Below are 16188 nucleotides of genomic sequence, written 5' to 3'. Positions count from 1 at the left end.
ACGTCATATCAACGATTGTTTAGAGATTTTGAATTTTGCTAAACCATAAGCAAATCCTTGTGTTATACAGAAAACAAAAAATCTAACATCATGAAAAAAATAATTTATTCGCTTGCAATAGCAACAGCTGCATTAGCATTTCAAAGTTGTAATAGTGGGACTAAAGATTCCAAAGAAACCGCTGACAGCCTCAATAAGACAAAAGATACGACCTCAAATGTGATGGCCACGGGTGGCATAGCTGTTGCGCCATCGGATGCTGAATTTGCTACAAAAGCCGCTGTTGGCGGAATGGCAGAAGTCGGATTGGGTAAACTAGCCTTAACTAAGGCAACCAATACACAGCTTAAAGAGTTTGCGAAGATGATGGTGAGTGATCATGGTAAGGCCAATGAAGAACTGATGTTAATCGCTAAACAGAAAAACATCACCTTACCTGCTGCTGTGGATGAAGATCATCAGAAAAAAATGAATGAACTTGATAAAAAAACTGGTAAAGACTTTGACAAAGCTTATGCTGAAGCCATGGTAGACGGACATGAAAAAACGCTAAAATTGATGCAGGACGAAGCAAAAAACGGTAAGGATGCCGACATTAAAGCTTTTGCTTCTAAGACTACTCCTGTTGTTCAGACCCACCTGGACATGATCAAGAAGATTCATGACAGCATGAAATAATAAACATAACAGCATGAAATAATAAAAATGGGCAGTGCTATTGAATAGTACTGCCCATTTTTAATCCGGATTAAGTTACAATTTTGCTAAAACCCGGTTGATTCTGAACATATGATGATAGTTATCATATTTTATTAAATCATAATCAGTCTGGAAATTAGCATCTATGCTATCAAAAGCTGGCTGGTCTTTGAAGCTTTTTTTAAGGTTATCTAATGATAGTAAATAAATTTCCCCATCTGCCCCTTCGCTGAAATAGTAACAAACTAAGGGTTTGAAACCATTTTGTTTATGACCCGGCTGTTTGATTTCGTAAATAACGATCTTGCCATTTTCCAGTATTTTATATGGCGTACTGTAGCTTTTATATAATCTGTAATCATTTCCCGCTTTATCTCTATAACCATAGATACTATCTTTTGAGAATTCATGATTTTGTCCTTTATGACTGATTGTAAGCGTTCTGCTACCTAAAAAATCATTTAAACGAAGTTTATTATTTGTTGACAGGTTACCTGCAAGGTGTAATTGATTATTTTTATAATCAGCAGCAGTTAAATAAATTCCACTTTCAGGATCGGCTGCTATTGTATTCAGGATAGTAGCCTGTGCAAATAGATTTGATAAAAATAAGGCAGGTAAGATTATTAAAAATTTTAAAGATTTCATATTTGAGTTTTTGATATGAATTGAAAAATAGAGTGAATTGATTATTTTACGGTTGTAAATAATCAGCGTTTAAACAAGCAGAAATACTTATTTATTGAATGGGTATGCTCAAATTCTATAGGTACAGTTAAAGATATAAATAGGCACCTCACCATGTATTGGAGGTGCATGGGCAGGGCTATTGATTGATTCACGCTCAATTGTGGTAAACACTGGCGTGCGGTAATAATTGCCACAAGCTGACAGGAACAGATTGCTCAAATGTTTGACCTGGCAGCCAGATTGACCTGAAAGAATGTGGGTGTCTTTTACTTGTAAATTATTAAACTGATTTTCACAGCACCTCTCCTTTTTACTGTGTTTGCTATATTTTTTATTGACATCCTGTTGAATGCTAAAAGTTACAGTGCTTGGTTGTTCACAACAATAAAACTCATTTACACTAAAACCGAAACTGGTTGTAGTATATAAAAGTAAAAGTAATATGGACAGTGCTTTTTTCATTTCAACGGTAAAATTATTGAAATCTCCTTAAATACATACTATAATTACCTGATTTTACACTATTTTATGACATTAATCTTTAAATACGCTCCGTCTTTAATTATAATTCCCTTATCCACACCTGCATCAATTATACCTGATAATTCCTTTCTTATCTCCTCAGTAACTCTGTTAAATCCAAATAACCTGGCAATCAATGGCACGGCTACATCAGCCTGTACTGCTATAGAATCTTCTACAATCTTTTGAATAGCCAGATCCATTTCTTCTGGTGAGATCAGCGCAATTTTTCTGGAGCCGGCAGAAAGTTTACTCCTGTCGCGTATAACCGGTGTCACCATATCAACTGGCCATAAGAAATCTCCTTTTCTCGAAAAGATAGCAGCAGTAACTGCATAATTTACTGCTGCATTGATCGTATACCTGATCCGGGAACCTATCTTACTGGCACCAGCGGCATCTGCGATCCTTCTGGCCACCTCTTCAAAATGAACTGGCCCTTCAACATTGACTACCTCACTCATCCAGCCTGCAAGCTTGCCAAAAGGAACCAGATGCAATTCTTCAGTACTGATCTCTTCTGGCAAAACGGCCAGCTTGTAAGCAGGGATTTCAACGGTTATCTCCACTTTTTCTTCACGTACCAATGTTTTTATTTCCTGTTCAAGCTCTTCATCTACAAGGTCATCTAAAGAAACCTGCGCTTTGGCATTTTCAATTGCAGCAAGCAGACGCTCAGCTTCTCTTTCAGGATTTCTATACCATTCTGTACTCCATATTTTAAAAATCTTCCAGCCTATATTTTCCAGCACTTGTTTACGAAGCCGGTCCCGGTCTGTGGCAGATTTAGCCTGACTATAAGATTCGCCATCGCATTCAATACCAATCAGATAACGGCCTGGATTAGCAGTATCTACTACAGCAAGATCAATGTAAAAACCTTCTGACCCAACTTTTTTACGGACAGTATATCCTGATTTTACCAAATGATCATAAATATGATCTTCAAAAGGACGCATTACAGGAACCGGCAGGTCTTGTTGTGTATCAAAAGTACCATGCTTTGCAAAGTATAAAAAGCTCTTTAGAGCTTTGATCCCAAATTTCGTAGCTGCAGCTGGGTTAATATCATCAGCTGTAATATTTGTAAATATCTCACATCTGTACTTAGCGCGGGTGATCAGTACATTTAATCTTTTTTCTCCCCCTTCATTATTGAGCGGGCCAAAATTCATCGGAACTTTTCCATCTTCAGTACGGCCATATCCAATACTGATAAAGATGACGTCCCGTTCATCTCCCTGGACATTCTCCAGATTTTTTACAAAAAATGGTTCATGACTATGGCTCCTGAAAAAGCTTTCAGTTTCTGGATTCTCACGTCTTTTAATCTCGATTGCATTTTGAATGGACTGCATTTGAGAAGTACTGAAAGCAACAACTCCAAGACTTTGTTCAGGATTTTTCAATGCATGCTCCATCACTGCAAAAGCTACTGCTTCGGATTCTATTGGATTGGTACGGGTTTTACCGCGGTCATATACAGCATCAGGCAAATGATGAAATACCAATCCCATGCTATGCCTGGAGCCCGGGCTTGGGAAAATCACCAGTTTGTTCTCATAAAATTCATGATTAGAGAGACTGATCAATGATTCATGTCTGCTTCGGTAATGCCAGCGCAGCATTCGCTGCGGGGCCCCTTGTCCGTCACACATGCCTAAGATACTCTGAATATCGGCAGTCACATTTTCTTCATCATCTGTCTCCATATTCATTTTATCAAAGAAATTGGTTGGCGGCAGCTGTTTGGTATCACCAACTACAACAAGCTGTTTTCCTCTAAGTAAAGCGCCTAAAGCCTCCACTGGTCTGACCTGGCTTGCTTCGTCAAAGATGACCAGATCAAAATCAATACTTCCAGGAGACAGGAAATTAGCAATAGACATTGGACTCATCATAAAAACCGGCTTAATAGTTTGAATGGCTAATCCGGCCTCTAACATGAGTTTCCTGATCGGCATATGGCGTGAACGCTTATTAAACTCACCGCGCAGTACATTCCATTGCCCTCCGCCTTCCTGCTTAGGCACCGATTCATAATGCTTTAACGCGACTCTTGCCCGGTTATATTGAAGATTCAGTAAATCAGTTTTATTGAATTTATTGATAATTTCTTCATGAGATGTACGTTCAAATCCACGCAATGCTGGCTTTTCAGTCATTATCGTTCTGATCAGATATTCATACCAGGTTTTCTGCAAAGCAATTTTGAGGTAATTCGCAGCACCTTCCCAATTTAAGGAGGCTTTGATTAAGTTATCAAATCCATCTTGTTGTACGGATTGGGAAAGATTGTTCCATTGAACTGCTTGTTGGATTTCACCAATTCTCAGCTTCCATTCGTTGAGTTTTAAGAGCTGATCTTTAAATAGTAATTCTCTGAAAGATGAGGTTGAATTATTCAATTTTTCATCTAAATCCAGTTTTTTAAATACGTTAACGATACCAGCTTGATAATCAGCAAAAAGCGTGTTCAATTTAATCAGATGCTCTTTAATCAGCATCGGATTTTCGTTCCTGCTCAGAAAATTCAGGACCAATATTGGATAATTACCCGCCGATATATTCCGATGTAGTTCAGCCATAAATGCTGATACTTCCTTTAAGGACTCCCAGTTTGTTTTCAGCTTTCGCCATCTGCTTCCAAATAAACGAAGCGCAAGTGCTGAATTTTCTTCCAGTAAATTATTTAAACGTTTAGCAGCAATGATATCATCAATATATTTAAGCTGATCATCCAGTGCATCGGGTAAAGCATTTTTTGTAAAAGATGCCAGTTGTTTAACGCTTCTTTTATAATCGCCCAAAAGGAATTTATACCATTTATGACCATGGTTAATCAGATTTTGACGCAGTTCCAATACCTGCTGATCCCAGGCTTCCGGATAAAATATGTTTTCATAAGCTGCGTGTAAATCCGAAAGCTCAGCACCTGTTTGAAAAAATTCTTCAATATCTTCATGATTCAGTATCCATGCCTGATCATTCACTGCAATCTCCCTCAGATCGGGGCTCCTGCTTAAAAAGTTCATCAGGGATATAAGCTGCACTGCATAGTCACCAGCAAATGATGGCTCTGTGCCGATAAAAGACGAAGTACGCTGGATCTCTGCTTGTAAATCCTCAGTGATGAGGATTGCCTGATCAATAATTTCAGTTGCTATCTCATTTTCATGCGGCAGGAAAAGCGTTAATCTTGTTCCATAGAAAAGTAACTTTGATGGCTCACCGATATCTTTTAGTCTGGCTTCTATTAAATCTGCATTTACAGCAGCCTGACGCATAGTACCGGCATTCCAGGATTCAATGTTTTCTATTGGTATGGCAGGAAGTTTTAATGTACCCAACTGCGCTGATATTTCTAACAGATACCCAATTACTTTCTGTGCAGAAAGTCCGCTTTGATCAATCAGATCATTAACTGAATTGCAATAGTTATTTAAGATATCTTTATAAGAGTCCAGCTGCGAAATTTCATCCTTCAAATGGGTTAATGTTGGTTTTCCCAGATCTAATACTCTTTTTAATTCTTCATGTAAATCTCTTTTATTGGCTTTATGACTATGAAGCTCTAAGCAGGCTTCTCCCAAATTAATCGAATCTAATCTCCGTTTTACTACTTCAAGGGCAGCCATTTTCTCAGCCACAAAAAGAACCTTTTTACCCTGCCCTACTGCATTTGCAATAATATTGGTAATCGTTTGAGATTTACCTGTACCGGGAGGCCCTTGTATCACCATATTCCGTCCTTCGTGGACGGCAAGCATGGCCAGAACCTGGGAACTATCTGCATCTACCACATGAAATAACTCATGTGCTTTGGTTTCTTTATCTAAATGATGTTCTTCAGTAGCTGTTGGTTTTGGTTCGTTAAACCCTCCGCCAAATAAAGACAGCAAAATTGGATGATCAAATGGTTTATTATCTTCCGGCCATTTACTGCTGTCCAGATCATGGTAAATCATAAATTTCCCAAAAGAGAAAAAACCAAGTTCAATCGCATTGGCATCCAGTTTCCAGAGTTCCTGATGACTTATTCTTTTTTGTATATCTTCAAAGTAATTATTGATATCCAGATCATCCAAATCCGGAAGATCCGGAATTGTTATATTGAAATCAGCCATCATCTTAGCCTGAAGCGAAAGATTAGCACCAACTTCACCGCCTGTAAAGCGTAATCTGAATCTTTCATTAGCACTTGACCGTTCTAAGGATACAGGAATTAATACTAAAGGGGCTAATCTGGGATCTTCGGTGTTACCTTTTTCATACCAGTTTAACATTCCCAAAGCCAGATACAGAATATTTACTCCCTGCTCTTCGATACTCGTCTTTGCAAAATAATAGGTGTTAAGAATTTTTATTTGCAGTTTTTGCTCATTTTCATTGGTCTGTAAACGGGTATCGTGCCGGGCATCCTGTATTTCCTGTTCACTAAGCACCGGAAGTTCTGGTAATTCATCGTTATCCCCTTCTTCTTTCCCAGGCCTGCCCAAAAAAGTCATCGTTTTATTCTGTTTCACCAGCATATCATAGATAGCTATTGACTTTTCCTGAACAATGCGAAGCCCTCTTGCTTTAGGTGTCTTGTAATTCAAAAGTGTATTTCGCATACCAAGATCAAGTAATTCTTTTCTCGAGGCTTCTAGCTTGGGTAAGATGTTTTCCTGCATAATATGATTAACCGTCAATTTCCTCCTGCTTTTTTTTAGGCAGGCTGTTAAATATCAATTCATAAGAATGATCTATGATCTCGCGTAATTGCTTTAAAGTGAGACGGCCGTTCATATCAACGGTATTCCAGTGTTTTTTATTCATATGATAGCCCGGAATGATCTCTTCGTATTGTTCACGTAGTGTGATTGCGCGTTCAGGATCACATTTAGCATTAAAACGATTTCCTTCGGTAAGACCAACAAGCAAAAATATTTTCTCACCAACTTTAAAAACCAGCGTTTCTTCTCCAAAAGGAAGTCCTTCTGTTGCTCCTGGTTTTGACAGACAATAATCTCTTAATTCTTCTATGTTCATATCTAAATTCAAAGATGCTAATTCTATGTAACTATTTTGCTTTTGTCAACATCATTTTAGCTGCAAGGGATACCAGAACACTATATCTAGCACCAAGTCTGCGCTATAGTTATTTTATTATATATCCCTGTTTAATCAGACTAACCATTTTTTTTCATTAATTCTGACTTTAATCTATGCTGAAAAATTAGCGGTTTAATAACGCATTAAACTCAAAGACAGGAAATAAATTATTAGCAGCAGGAAAAACATTTTGAACTATTTAATTATAGCCGGTTTTATTTTGCTAAAGCCTTTTTAAATCTTGCTTATCTGGTGGTCGGGTACCCGGGTCTTATTTGTATTAAATCCAGATAAAAGTATATTTGCCGGAAACTATTATAGATGAAACTTAAATTTTTACCCTTATTCTCTACTATTTTTCTTTTCGTATTCCCGTTGATAACAAAGGCTCAAAGCGGGCAAAGTATACTGATTGGAAGTGTAACTGATAGTATTTATCAAAAGATAAGCTATGCCACTATACAGATTAAAAAGCTGAATATAAAAACGTCTTCAGATAAAACAGGTCATTTTCAGCTCAGGGGAATTGCTGCTGGAAATTATACTGTGCGTATCTCCATGACAGGATTTGAAACTAACGAAACTCAGTTAGTAGTAAAGGCAAATGATACGCTAAAAGTAGCCTTTATACTGAAAGATAAGAATTCAGATTTAAACGAAGTGATTGTATCCGCTAGCAGAAAAGCAGAATCTCTTGCACAAACGCCATCTTCTGTAACTGTATTAACTGCTAAAGATATCAATACACAATCAGTCATCAGCCCGAACCTGGCTAATATACTGGCTTATAGTGTACCTGGACTCGGTGCCTCTACCAATCAAACAGGAAATTCCGGTCAAACCTTACGTGGAAGAAATGTATTGGTGTTGATTGATGGTGTACCGCAGTCTACTCCTTTGCGTGCAGGTGGACGTGACATCCGCAGCATTGATCCTTCGGTAATTGAAAGAGTTGAGGTGATCAAAGGTGCGACGGCTATTTATGGAAATGGGGCCGAGGGTGGGCTAATCAATTACATCACTAAAAAACCGGCATCTGGCAAGCTACTAGGGGGTTATTCACAACTTGGACTAACAGGAAATACCAAAGGAGATAGTACGCTGGGTTACCGGGTAGTACAACAATTTTATGGTAAAAGTGGCAAACTGGACTATATAGTAAGTGGTACTTATGAAAAGACCGGGGTTTTCAGAGACGCTAAAAACCAGATAATTTCCCCGGATTATGGATTAGGAGAAACAAAGACTTATAATGGATTTGTTAAAGTTGGCTATGATTTTTCTGCTAAACAAAGGTTAGAATTGATGTACAATTATTTCAGTTCGAGACAACACTCTGATTATGTTTTAAAAAATGGAATATACGACCAGGAACCAGCAATTGGGGTTCATGGCACACGCAAAGGAGAAGATGAAGGTACACGGTATAACCACAATGCTAATCTTCAATATAGCAATAAGCAAATATTCGGTCAAACGGATCTGCAGGCCAATGTCTATTTACAAGACTTTTATACTATTTATTCTAATGTAGCTTCCTTTTATGAAGGTGGTCAGTCGGCTATTAAATCTGTTAAAAAAGGTGCCAGGGTAAATTTGAATACCCCCCTTCCTGTTTCTGAAAATTTATTGATGCAATTGAACTACGGGGTTGACCTGATGAATGATAAAACATCTCAAAACCTGACAGATGGCCGGATTTGGGTACCAAATATGAACATGGTCAACGTTGCTCCATATCTGCAAACAACCGCTAATATTTTTAAGGACCTAACTATTAAAGGTGGTTTAAGGATAGAAAATATCAATATTAAAGTAGATGATTTCAATACGCTGGCTACTGGCGCAAATAATGCCGGTAGTATCGCAGTTAAAGGTGGTACGCTTAATTATAATGCACTGGTATTTAATGTGGGTGCAAGATATTCAGCAAGCAGCTTATTTAATCCTTTTATAAGTTATGCGCAGTCTTTCTCAGTATTCGAACTGGGCAGAGTGCTGCGTGCAGCTCAAAGTAATACACTTGCTCAATTACAGACCAAACCTATAATCGTCAATAATTATGAGGCTGGGTTTAGCAGTTCCCTGGGCCCGGTAAATATTAGCGCAGCTTACTATATCAGTACTTCTAAATTAGGTGCAAATTTGCTGGAAGTTAATGGAGTTTATATTTCTCAAAGGATTCCGGAACGGGTTTGGGGCTATGAGTTCCAGGCAGATTACGCAGTTACAGAGAAACTTTCAGTGGGTGGAAATTATGCTTATGTAGAAGGAAAGGGTGATGTAGATGCTGATGGGAAATTTGATGGTGCGCAGGATGTATATTTAAACACAACCCGTATCCCTCCTTCCAAATCTACACTTTACCTGAAATATTCTGGTATTAAAAACTTATCAATTGATGTGAACTGGATGAGAGTTGGAAACAGGGATCGTTTTAAACCAAATGCAACAACGGGCAAATATTTAATTGGAGAAGGGCCTGTAAAGGCTTATAATCTCTTTAACCTGGCTACGGTTTATCAGGCATCAAAAGCGTTAAAGCTAAGCCTTGGATTGGAAAACTTATTGAACAAAGCTTATTACCCAAGTATCTCCCAGTTTTACGGCAACAATTCGGTGTATACCAGGGGAAATGGACGTCGTTTTAATCTTGCTGCCAGTTATTCTTTCTAATGAAAATCAATAAAAAATTTAAGAAGGCAGTCAGGCTGATCCATTTATGGTTAGGGCTTTTTACCGGAATTATTGTGGTAATTATCGGTATAACAGGTTGTATGTATGTTTTTGAGCAGGAAATCAGAGATTACATGCAAAAGGATTATGCTTTTGTTCCGGTTCGCCAGCAACCACAGGCCAGCTTAGCTAAGCTTTTGGAGGAATTTGAAAAAATTGCTCCTGGTCAAAAGGTTACTGGCATTGAAATCAATAATACTGCTCCCAATGCGACAGTTATTTTGACAACTGGCAAACATCATGTTTATTACCTGAATCCTTACAATGGAAGCCTGGTTAAGAAAACGAAGCCAGATTTCTTAGTGACCGTTGAAGATATCCATACCTCTTTGCTTTTAGGAGATACTGGGAAATTTATTATCCGGTGGTCTGTAGCAATTTTTGTAATCATGCTGATTTCGGGTCTTATTTTATGGTTCCCCGGCCAGATCAGGTTGATTAAACAAGCTGTTACAATTAAATGGGGAGCATCTTTTAAAAGGGTCAATTACGATTTACACAATGTATTGGGCTTTTATGCTTCGGGCATTTTACTAGTAAGTGCATTGTCAGGGTTATATTTTGGTTTCAAGGAGGTAAAGACCGCAGTAAGTTTTTTTAGTGGATCAAAATTGACTGAGGGTGTTAAAGCAACACCAGCTTCACAAACCGTAATTGCGGAAACTATTCCAGAACATTATGAGCGTATTTACAGGCAGGCAATCGTTCAACATCCGGGTGCTGTACTCACCAATTTATCTATTCGTAAAGATGGAAATCTCAGGCTAAGGTTAAATTATCCTTCGGAATGGGCACGCAAACGGAATACATTTTTTTATAGTCCAAAGAATGGACAATTGATCCGCTCTAAACTTTATAAAGATTTTAACCGGGCCGATTGGATAGAAGCTGGCAACTACAATCTGCATACGGGGCAAATGTTCGGTCTGTTTGGCAAAATTATAGCGACAATAGTCAGTCTGATTGCGGCGAGTTTACCAATTACCGGTTTTATCATCTGGTTGAAAAGAGGGAAGAAAAAGAAAATAAAAGAGAGATCTTAAGGTCTTTCTTTTATTTTTAGTCCCTGGAGAAATGCCAGTTTAATAGCAAATGCGTCGACAAATTCAGCATGCATCAAATCTACCGTCTTCCCCGCTGCCAGCTCCTTATAAAGGTTCAGCAATAGCTTTTTACCAGGTGCATTAATCAAATAGTTATCAAAAAACTGCTGCGCCTCTTCTTTTGAAGCCATACAAAGCATAAAGGCTAATGGAGTTAATGATTGCGCTGTATACCGGTTAAACTTCGTTCCATTAGTAATCAAAAATTGTATAGCCTCATTTATATCTTCAAAGAGATTGAAGATAGGTATGGCATAAGTCTTTATAGTATTGACAACTTCTGCAATCGTTTTTTCCTGATTACTTTCTGAAACATTCCATGATTTCCATTCCTGGAAATGAGAGATATATCCTAATTGATCATAGTATACAATATCGTTGCTATAAACGTCATTGGTTTGTGTTTTCAACCAGTTTTTTAAACGTTTAGAAGTAATTTGAACATGTGGCAACAGCTTAATATAACCATTACTGTTCAAAGTACTGGATTGGAAACTGATCTCAAAAGTAAGGTCTTTACTGATCTTTTTCAGACAGGCTCCTTTTTGAGTGGCTTTAAACCCGAATTCAGCTAAACCCTCATTAATTTGGTTACATGCAGCTAAGAAAACTTCTCTGGAACTCATCTTTTGTGGTTTTTACTGTTCATATCTTAATTTTATAGCTTAATAACTGCATCGCAATTTAGGATTTTATTCATTTGCTGAAACTGAAAAAATGTCTATCCTGCTGTCAATTTTTCTTGCGACCTGCAAATATTTCAGCGTCAGTATACCATAAATATATAATTTCAAATTTGGCACAGGTGTTGAATATTAAACTATAAAAAATAATTTATTTAATTGATATATCATTTTTTCTAATTAAAAGGAGGATTTTATTATGTCACTTATCAAATTTAACGGAAACAGCAGTAATTCATTAAGTACAGGATTCAATGATATTTTTGAATCCATCTTTAAAGACACATTTTATTCAGACAGAATGATGTCGAGAGTGCCGGCGGTAAACGTATATGAAACACAAGACCATTATGAAATTGAAATGGCTGCTCCAGGCTTAAACAAAGAAGATTTCAATATTAAACTGGACAAGAATCTGCTAACCGTCTCTGTTGAACAACAAAATCAGGAAGTCAAAGAAAATAAGCAATACAATAGAAGAGAATTTAGTTATTCTTCATTTGTACGTTCTTTTGCACTGCCAGAAAGTGCTGATGATGCACAAATAGAGGCTAAATATAATGATGGTGTATTGCGTATTCTGGTTGTAAAAAAAGAAGAAGCCAAACAGCTGCCCAGAAAAATTGAAATCAAATAATTATTGATTCTTGCTAAATTTAATTCAACCGCCTGTACAAGGCGGTTGTTTTTTTTCTATATAACTGCGTATGAAACCAGAAGAATACGAAGAAATATTCAGCCATTTAAAGTTACCCGAAGAAATTAAGTTATGGCCAGGAGTTTATATTAGAGATATGAATAAATTCATTGAAAGTCATTTGCTTAACTTAAAAAGTGCAAGCAGTGAACGCCAAAAAGAGCAGCACATCATGCGTCTTGATCGTTTGATTGAACTGCTTAAAAACGAAGAAAGTTAAAACACAATTACAGCTGAGAACAGGTATTTTTACCAAAATTTTCTTAATCAGCTTTATAATTGTAACTTTGTTGCATCAAAATGCAGCTAAGACATCAATTCAATGTTTCGTTATTTTCCAGAATTGGAGCAATATTTTTATTGCTGATTTTTCTCAGTACACCGATGATTGAATCTTTTCACCATCATGGGAAAGCAGGTTTTAAAATAAGCATTGAAAAAAGTTCTGATAAAAAAAGCTTTTCTTCATTTGAAAAAAAATGCAAGCTATGTGAAGTGATTAAACACCGTTTTTCTCATTTTTATATGCTGGAACAACCTTTATCCAGCCTTATTTTACAACCCGATCAAAAAATGGAGTGGCATTTTTTGTTACAATCCAGTTCATCCTTTATTTTAAAATGTGCCAATAAGGGCCCGCCTGTTAAACCGATCTGGTTATTTCTTAGCTAAAAACTAAGTACCTCCTATTCTCAGAATTTCTCTAATCTCTTCATTCAGGAAAGCATATTCCTGTATCCTAATTTTATTATGCTTCAAGCTGTATCGTTATCAAAACATTACCAGGGCAACATTGCACTGGACAATCTTAATCTTCAAGTGAAACCTGGAGAAGTATTTTGTCTTTTAGGGCAAAATGGTGCAGGTAAAACTACTACGATTAATCTGTTTCTTGGATTTATAGTCCCTACCTCGGGCAAAGTTCTGATCAATAACTCAGAGGTCAAACCTGGTGCAGCAGATACCCGGAAACATCTGGCCTATATTCCAGAAGTTGTCATGCTATACGGCACTCTTTCAGCCATAGATAATTTAGATTATTTTAGCAGACTGGCAGGATTTACATATGATAAAACCCACTTGTCTGGCTTCTTATCAAAATGTGGATTACAATCGGATGCACATCAAAAACATCTTTCGGGTTTTAGTAAAGGTATGCGCCAAAAAGTAGGAATTGCAATTGCATTAGCTAAAAATGCGGATGTGATCCTGATGGACGAACCTACCAGTGGTTTAGATCCTAAAGCAACCGATGAATTTACTGAACTGGTAAAAAAACTGGGTAGCCAGGGTAAATCTATTTTAATGGCTACACACGATATTTTTAATGCAGTTAATATAGGTACACATATCGGTATCATGCGCAGAGGGCAACTGATCCATACTTTAAATGCCAGCGATATCAATGCAAATGATCTTCAGAAATTATACTTACAAACGATTTAACAGCAATGAATTTATCTATTATTACCAGCGTTAGAACTTATTTGATTTTTGGTTTTGCATTCCTGTTTAGTTTGCAGACTATTGCGCAAATAAAAGTTAGCGGAAGCCTGATCTCAGGGCAGCATGAACCTTTATCACGCGCTAATATTAAGTTTAAAAATGGAAAAGATATATTAAATACTTCCAGTGATTCCACTGGCAGGTTTCAGCTGATTTTACCTCAATCAGGTAATTATACAATGACTGTCAGTGCTATTGGCTATTTAACCTTTCAAAAGCAGTATATAATTTCAGAAAAATCGGAATTAGTATTAAAAGACATCATCCTTAACAATTCACTTGAAGAGCTGCAAACCGTAGAAATTGTAGGTACTACAGCTAAAAAATACTTTAGTGATTACTCATTTTCGGCGACTAAAACGGCGACATTAAATAAAGATATACCGCAGTCAATTTCTACCGTCTCTAAAGAATTGATTGCCGACAGACAGGCATCAACACTTGCGGATGCGGTTAAAAACGTGACTGGAGTATCTCAAAGTAGTTTTTACAATCAATTTGCTATCCGCGGAATCAATCAAAATCAGGAAGGCGCAATTATCAATGGAATGCGTACGCATCAGTATTTTTTCAATCAGCCACTGACCAGTAATCTGGAACGTATAGAAGTAATTAAAGGCCCTGCAAGTGCAACTTTCTCTAGTGTTGATCCTGGTGGGAGTATTAATATGGTTACCAAAAAGCCACTGGCAGAAGATAGAAAACAGATCAGTATCTCAGCTGGCAGCTTTAGCACCATGAGAACTGCATTGGATTTTACAGGTCCGCTGAATAAGGAAAAAACTTTATTATACAGGCTTAATGCAGCTTATGAAGACAGCAAAAGTTTCAGAGACCTGCAATATAAAAAGGCTTACCTGATCTCTCCCTCGTTTTCTTACATTCCTGATGACAAAACCAGTATGAATGTAGAGCTGGTGATGAATAACAGTAAATCAAGATTAGACCGCGGACAAGCAATATTTGGAGCAATTGCTGGTAAAACTGATTTGAACAGTACCCCTATTACTTTTAATATGGGCGGTAGTAACGATTATTTCAATAGCCAGGATTTAATGCTGATGAGTAATCTTTCGCACGCTATTACTCCTGATGTCGTTTTTAATGTAGCCTATATAAAACAGGCGTGGACTGAAGATCTGTTGGAACACCGCACAACAAATGCATTTGGTGTGGATGAAAACAATGTTGCTATACCTACCCTGGCCAGTATGCGTGCAGTTCAACGTCAGCAAAAATGGGATACCAATAACCTGAGTACTTATTTTAGCATCAATGCAAAGACCGGAATATTCAAACATAAGATCGTGGTTGGTTATGACGTGATGAGCACTCAGAAATACAGAGGTGGCGGTGAAAATTCTGCACAGGGTTACCGGTTGAAAGATGGTACAATCGCTCCTAAATACGATCCTGCCAAGAAAGACCTTTATCTTTTTAAAACAGTGAATGGCGTCAACGCACCAGTACCAAATGTTGATCATTTTAACCTGGCAAATCCGGTTTATACCATCCGTAATCTGAGTGATTATATTTTCACGAAAACTGAAATACCGCCAGCCTATTCTATAGTAAACGGGGTTTATCTGCAAGATCAGATCAGTTACCGGAAGCTGATTCTTACCCTGGGGTTAAGACAGGAATGGTATGAAGATTATAACAATTACAAGCTCAACACGGAACAGAAAATCTCGCGGAAAAAGTTACTGCCCAGATTGGGGATTACCTACGCCATCATGCCCGAAATTAATGTTTACGGTACTTATCTGGAAGGGTATCAGCCTCAGGGGAATACTTCTACGCTCGTTATCGTTCCCCCTCCCGCAGGAACCAATTACAAACCTTTGGAAAGCGATTTAAAAGAGATTGGTCTGAAATCAGGGTGGTTAAACAATACATTAATGTTTAATGTATCAATCTTTGAAATTAATCAGAGAAACCTGCTTTTAAATGCTAATGATCCTGTAGATGTTAACTTGCTTATTGAACGCGGGGCCCAGAGAAGCAGGGGTTTAGAAATAGAAGCATCTGGTTTTATCCTGCCACACTGGCAATTTAATTTGGGTTATAGTTATACTGATGCAATTATTAAACAAGACAACGATATGACTTTGATTGGTCAGCGGGTTCAGAATACACCAAAACATAGTGGCAGTGTATGGACAAGGTACGATCTGAAGGACAACAAGTTTTTTAATGGGATTGGTTTTGGTGCAGGTGTGCAGTATAGCGGTGATAAACTCCCCCTGTATATCAGAAACTTCACGCTGCCTGCTTATACAATTGCGGATGCAGCAATCTATTACGCCCCATCTAAAACAAAAGTGCAGTTGGCAATGAACATCAATAACGTTTTCAATAGTACCTACTGGGTTGGCGCACAGAATTATCTTCGTTTATTTCCGGGAACCCCCAGAAATATAATGTTTAATGTAACCTACAGATTCTGATCATC

12 protein-coding genes are annotated in these 16188 nt (G+C 37.6%); 7 read left to right on the top strand and 5 right to left on the bottom strand.

The window, feature by feature from the left end; all coding sequences use genetic code 11:
• Nucleotides 1-90 precede the first annotated feature (90 nt).
• Nucleotides 91-678, top strand: a complete 588-nt coding sequence (locus AB3G38_RS04200; protein WP_367867243.1) for a DUF4142 domain-containing protein — start codon at nucleotides 91-93, stop codon at nucleotides 676-678.
• 75 nt (nucleotides 679-753) lie between these two features.
• On the opposite strand, the gene AB3G38_RS04195 is transcribed toward AB3G38_RS04200, so the two are convergent.
• From AB3G38_RS04195 to AB3G38_RS04180, 4 genes are all read right to left on the bottom strand, one after another.
• A complete protein-coding gene (locus tag AB3G38_RS04195) occupies nucleotides 754-1347 on the bottom strand; it encodes a hypothetical protein (RefSeq protein ID WP_367867242.1) in 594 nt (197 codons plus the stop codon).
• Between the two features lie 108 nt (nucleotides 1348-1455).
• Nucleotides 1456-1851, bottom strand: a complete 396-nt coding sequence (locus tag AB3G38_RS04190) for a hypothetical protein (RefSeq protein WP_367867241.1) — start codon at nucleotides 1849-1851, stop codon at nucleotides 1456-1458.
• A 59-nt stretch (nucleotides 1852-1910) separates the two neighbouring features.
• Nucleotides 1911-6587, bottom strand: coding sequence for a DUF3320 domain-containing protein (locus AB3G38_RS04185; RefSeq protein ID WP_367867240.1), 4677 nt, complete (start codon nucleotides 6585-6587; stop codon nucleotides 1911-1913).
• Nucleotides 6588-6594: 7 nt separating this feature from the next.
• Nucleotides 6595-6945 (bottom strand): MmcQ/YjbR family DNA-binding protein, encoded by a 351-nt coding sequence (locus AB3G38_RS04180; RefSeq protein WP_367867239.1) that lies wholly within the window; start codon nucleotides 6943-6945, stop codon nucleotides 6595-6597.
• Between the two features lie 384 nt (nucleotides 6946-7329).
• Between AB3G38_RS04180 and AB3G38_RS04175 the strand changes: the two genes are divergently transcribed.
• Together AB3G38_RS04175 and AB3G38_RS04170 are read left to right on the top strand one after the other, a co-directional pair.
• Nucleotides 7330-9684, top strand: coding sequence for a TonB-dependent receptor (locus AB3G38_RS04175; protein ID WP_367867238.1), 2355 nt, complete (start codon nucleotides 7330-7332; stop codon nucleotides 9682-9684).
• The gene (locus AB3G38_RS04170) at nucleotides 9684-10787 is read left to right on the top strand and encodes a PepSY-associated TM helix domain-containing protein (RefSeq protein WP_367867237.1); all 1104 of its coding nucleotides are present in this window, start codon (nucleotides 9684-9686) and stop codon (nucleotides 10785-10787) included. The genes AB3G38_RS04175 and AB3G38_RS04170 overlap by 1 nt, the downstream gene beginning before the upstream one ends.
• On the opposite strand, the gene AB3G38_RS04165 is transcribed toward AB3G38_RS04170, so the two are convergent.
• On the bottom strand, nucleotides 10784-11473 hold the full coding sequence (locus AB3G38_RS04165) for a DUF4304 domain-containing protein (RefSeq protein WP_367867236.1): 690 nt from the start codon (nucleotides 11471-11473) through the stop codon (nucleotides 10784-10786). The genes AB3G38_RS04170 and AB3G38_RS04165 overlap by 4 nt on opposite strands.
• Before the next feature lie 256 nt (nucleotides 11474-11729).
• Between AB3G38_RS04165 and AB3G38_RS04160 the strand changes: the two genes are divergently transcribed.
• From AB3G38_RS04160 to AB3G38_RS04145, 4 genes are all read left to right on the top strand, one after another.
• Nucleotides 11730-12167, top strand: a complete 438-nt coding sequence (locus tag AB3G38_RS04160) for an Hsp20/alpha crystallin family protein (RefSeq protein ID WP_367867235.1) — start codon at nucleotides 11730-11732, stop codon at nucleotides 12165-12167.
• Nucleotides 12168-12237: 70 nt separating this feature from the next.
• Nucleotides 12238-12447 (top strand): hypothetical protein, encoded by a 210-nt coding sequence (locus AB3G38_RS04155; RefSeq protein WP_367867234.1) that lies wholly within the window; start codon nucleotides 12238-12240, stop codon nucleotides 12445-12447.
• Between the two features lie 530 nt (nucleotides 12448-12977).
• Nucleotides 12978-13673 (top strand): ABC transporter ATP-binding protein, encoded by a 696-nt coding sequence (locus AB3G38_RS04150; RefSeq protein WP_367867233.1) that lies wholly within the window; start codon nucleotides 12978-12980, stop codon nucleotides 13671-13673.
• Nucleotides 13674-13678: 5 nt separating this feature from the next.
• Entirely contained in the window at nucleotides 13679-16183 is a 2505-nt protein-coding gene (locus AB3G38_RS04145) for a TonB-dependent siderophore receptor (protein WP_367867232.1), read from the top strand.
• The last annotated feature ends 5 nt before the right edge of the window (nucleotides 16184-16188 follow it).

The sequence above is a fragment of the Pedobacter sp. WC2423 genome (assembly GCF_040822065.1).
GTDB lineage: Bacteria > Bacteroidota > Bacteroidia > Sphingobacteriales > Sphingobacteriaceae > Pedobacter.
Note: the sequence above shows the minus strand (reverse complement) of the source record. Positions and strands in the feature narration are given on the sequence as shown.

Bases quoted from the DNA above. Each gene is read 5' to 3' on its own strand.
- AB3G38_RS04160 (WP_367867235.1), top strand. From the start codon at position 11,730: ATGTCACTTATCAAATTTAACGGAAACAGCAGTAATTCATTAAGTACA.
- AB3G38_RS04200 (WP_367867243.1), top strand. From the start codon at position 91: ATGAAAAAAATAATTTATTCGCTTGCAATAGCAACAGCTGCATTAGCA.
- AB3G38_RS04145 (WP_367867232.1), top strand. From the start codon at position 13,679: ATGAATTTATCTATTATTACCAGCGTTAGAACTTATTTGATTTTTGGT.
- AB3G38_RS04185 (WP_367867240.1), bottom strand. From the start codon at position 6,587: ATGCAGGAAAACATCTTACCCAAGCTAGAAGCCTCGAGAAAAGAATTA.
- AB3G38_RS04155 (WP_367867234.1), top strand. From the start codon at position 12,238: ATGAAACCAGAAGAATACGAAGAAATATTCAGCCATTTAAAGTTACCC.
- AB3G38_RS04190 (WP_367867241.1), bottom strand. From the start codon at position 1,851: ATGAAAAAAGCACTGTCCATATTACTTTTACTTTTATATACTACAACC.
- AB3G38_RS04195 (WP_367867242.1), bottom strand. From the start codon at position 1,347: ATGAAATCTTTAAAATTTTTAATAATCTTACCTGCCTTATTTTTATCA.
- AB3G38_RS04165 (WP_367867236.1), bottom strand. From the start codon at position 11,473: ATGAGTTCCAGAGAAGTTTTCTTAGCTGCATGTAACCAAATTAATGAG.
- AB3G38_RS04175 (WP_367867238.1), top strand. From the start codon at position 7,330: ATGAAACTTAAATTTTTACCCTTATTCTCTACTATTTTTCTTTTCGTA.
- AB3G38_RS04150 (WP_367867233.1), top strand. From the start codon at position 12,978: ATGCTTCAAGCTGTATCGTTATCAAAACATTACCAGGGCAACATTGCA.
- AB3G38_RS04170 (WP_367867237.1), top strand. From the start codon at position 9,684: ATGAAAATCAATAAAAAATTTAAGAAGGCAGTCAGGCTGATCCATTTA.
- AB3G38_RS04180 (WP_367867239.1), bottom strand. From the start codon at position 6,945: ATGAACATAGAAGAATTAAGAGATTATTGTCTGTCAAAACCAGGAGCA.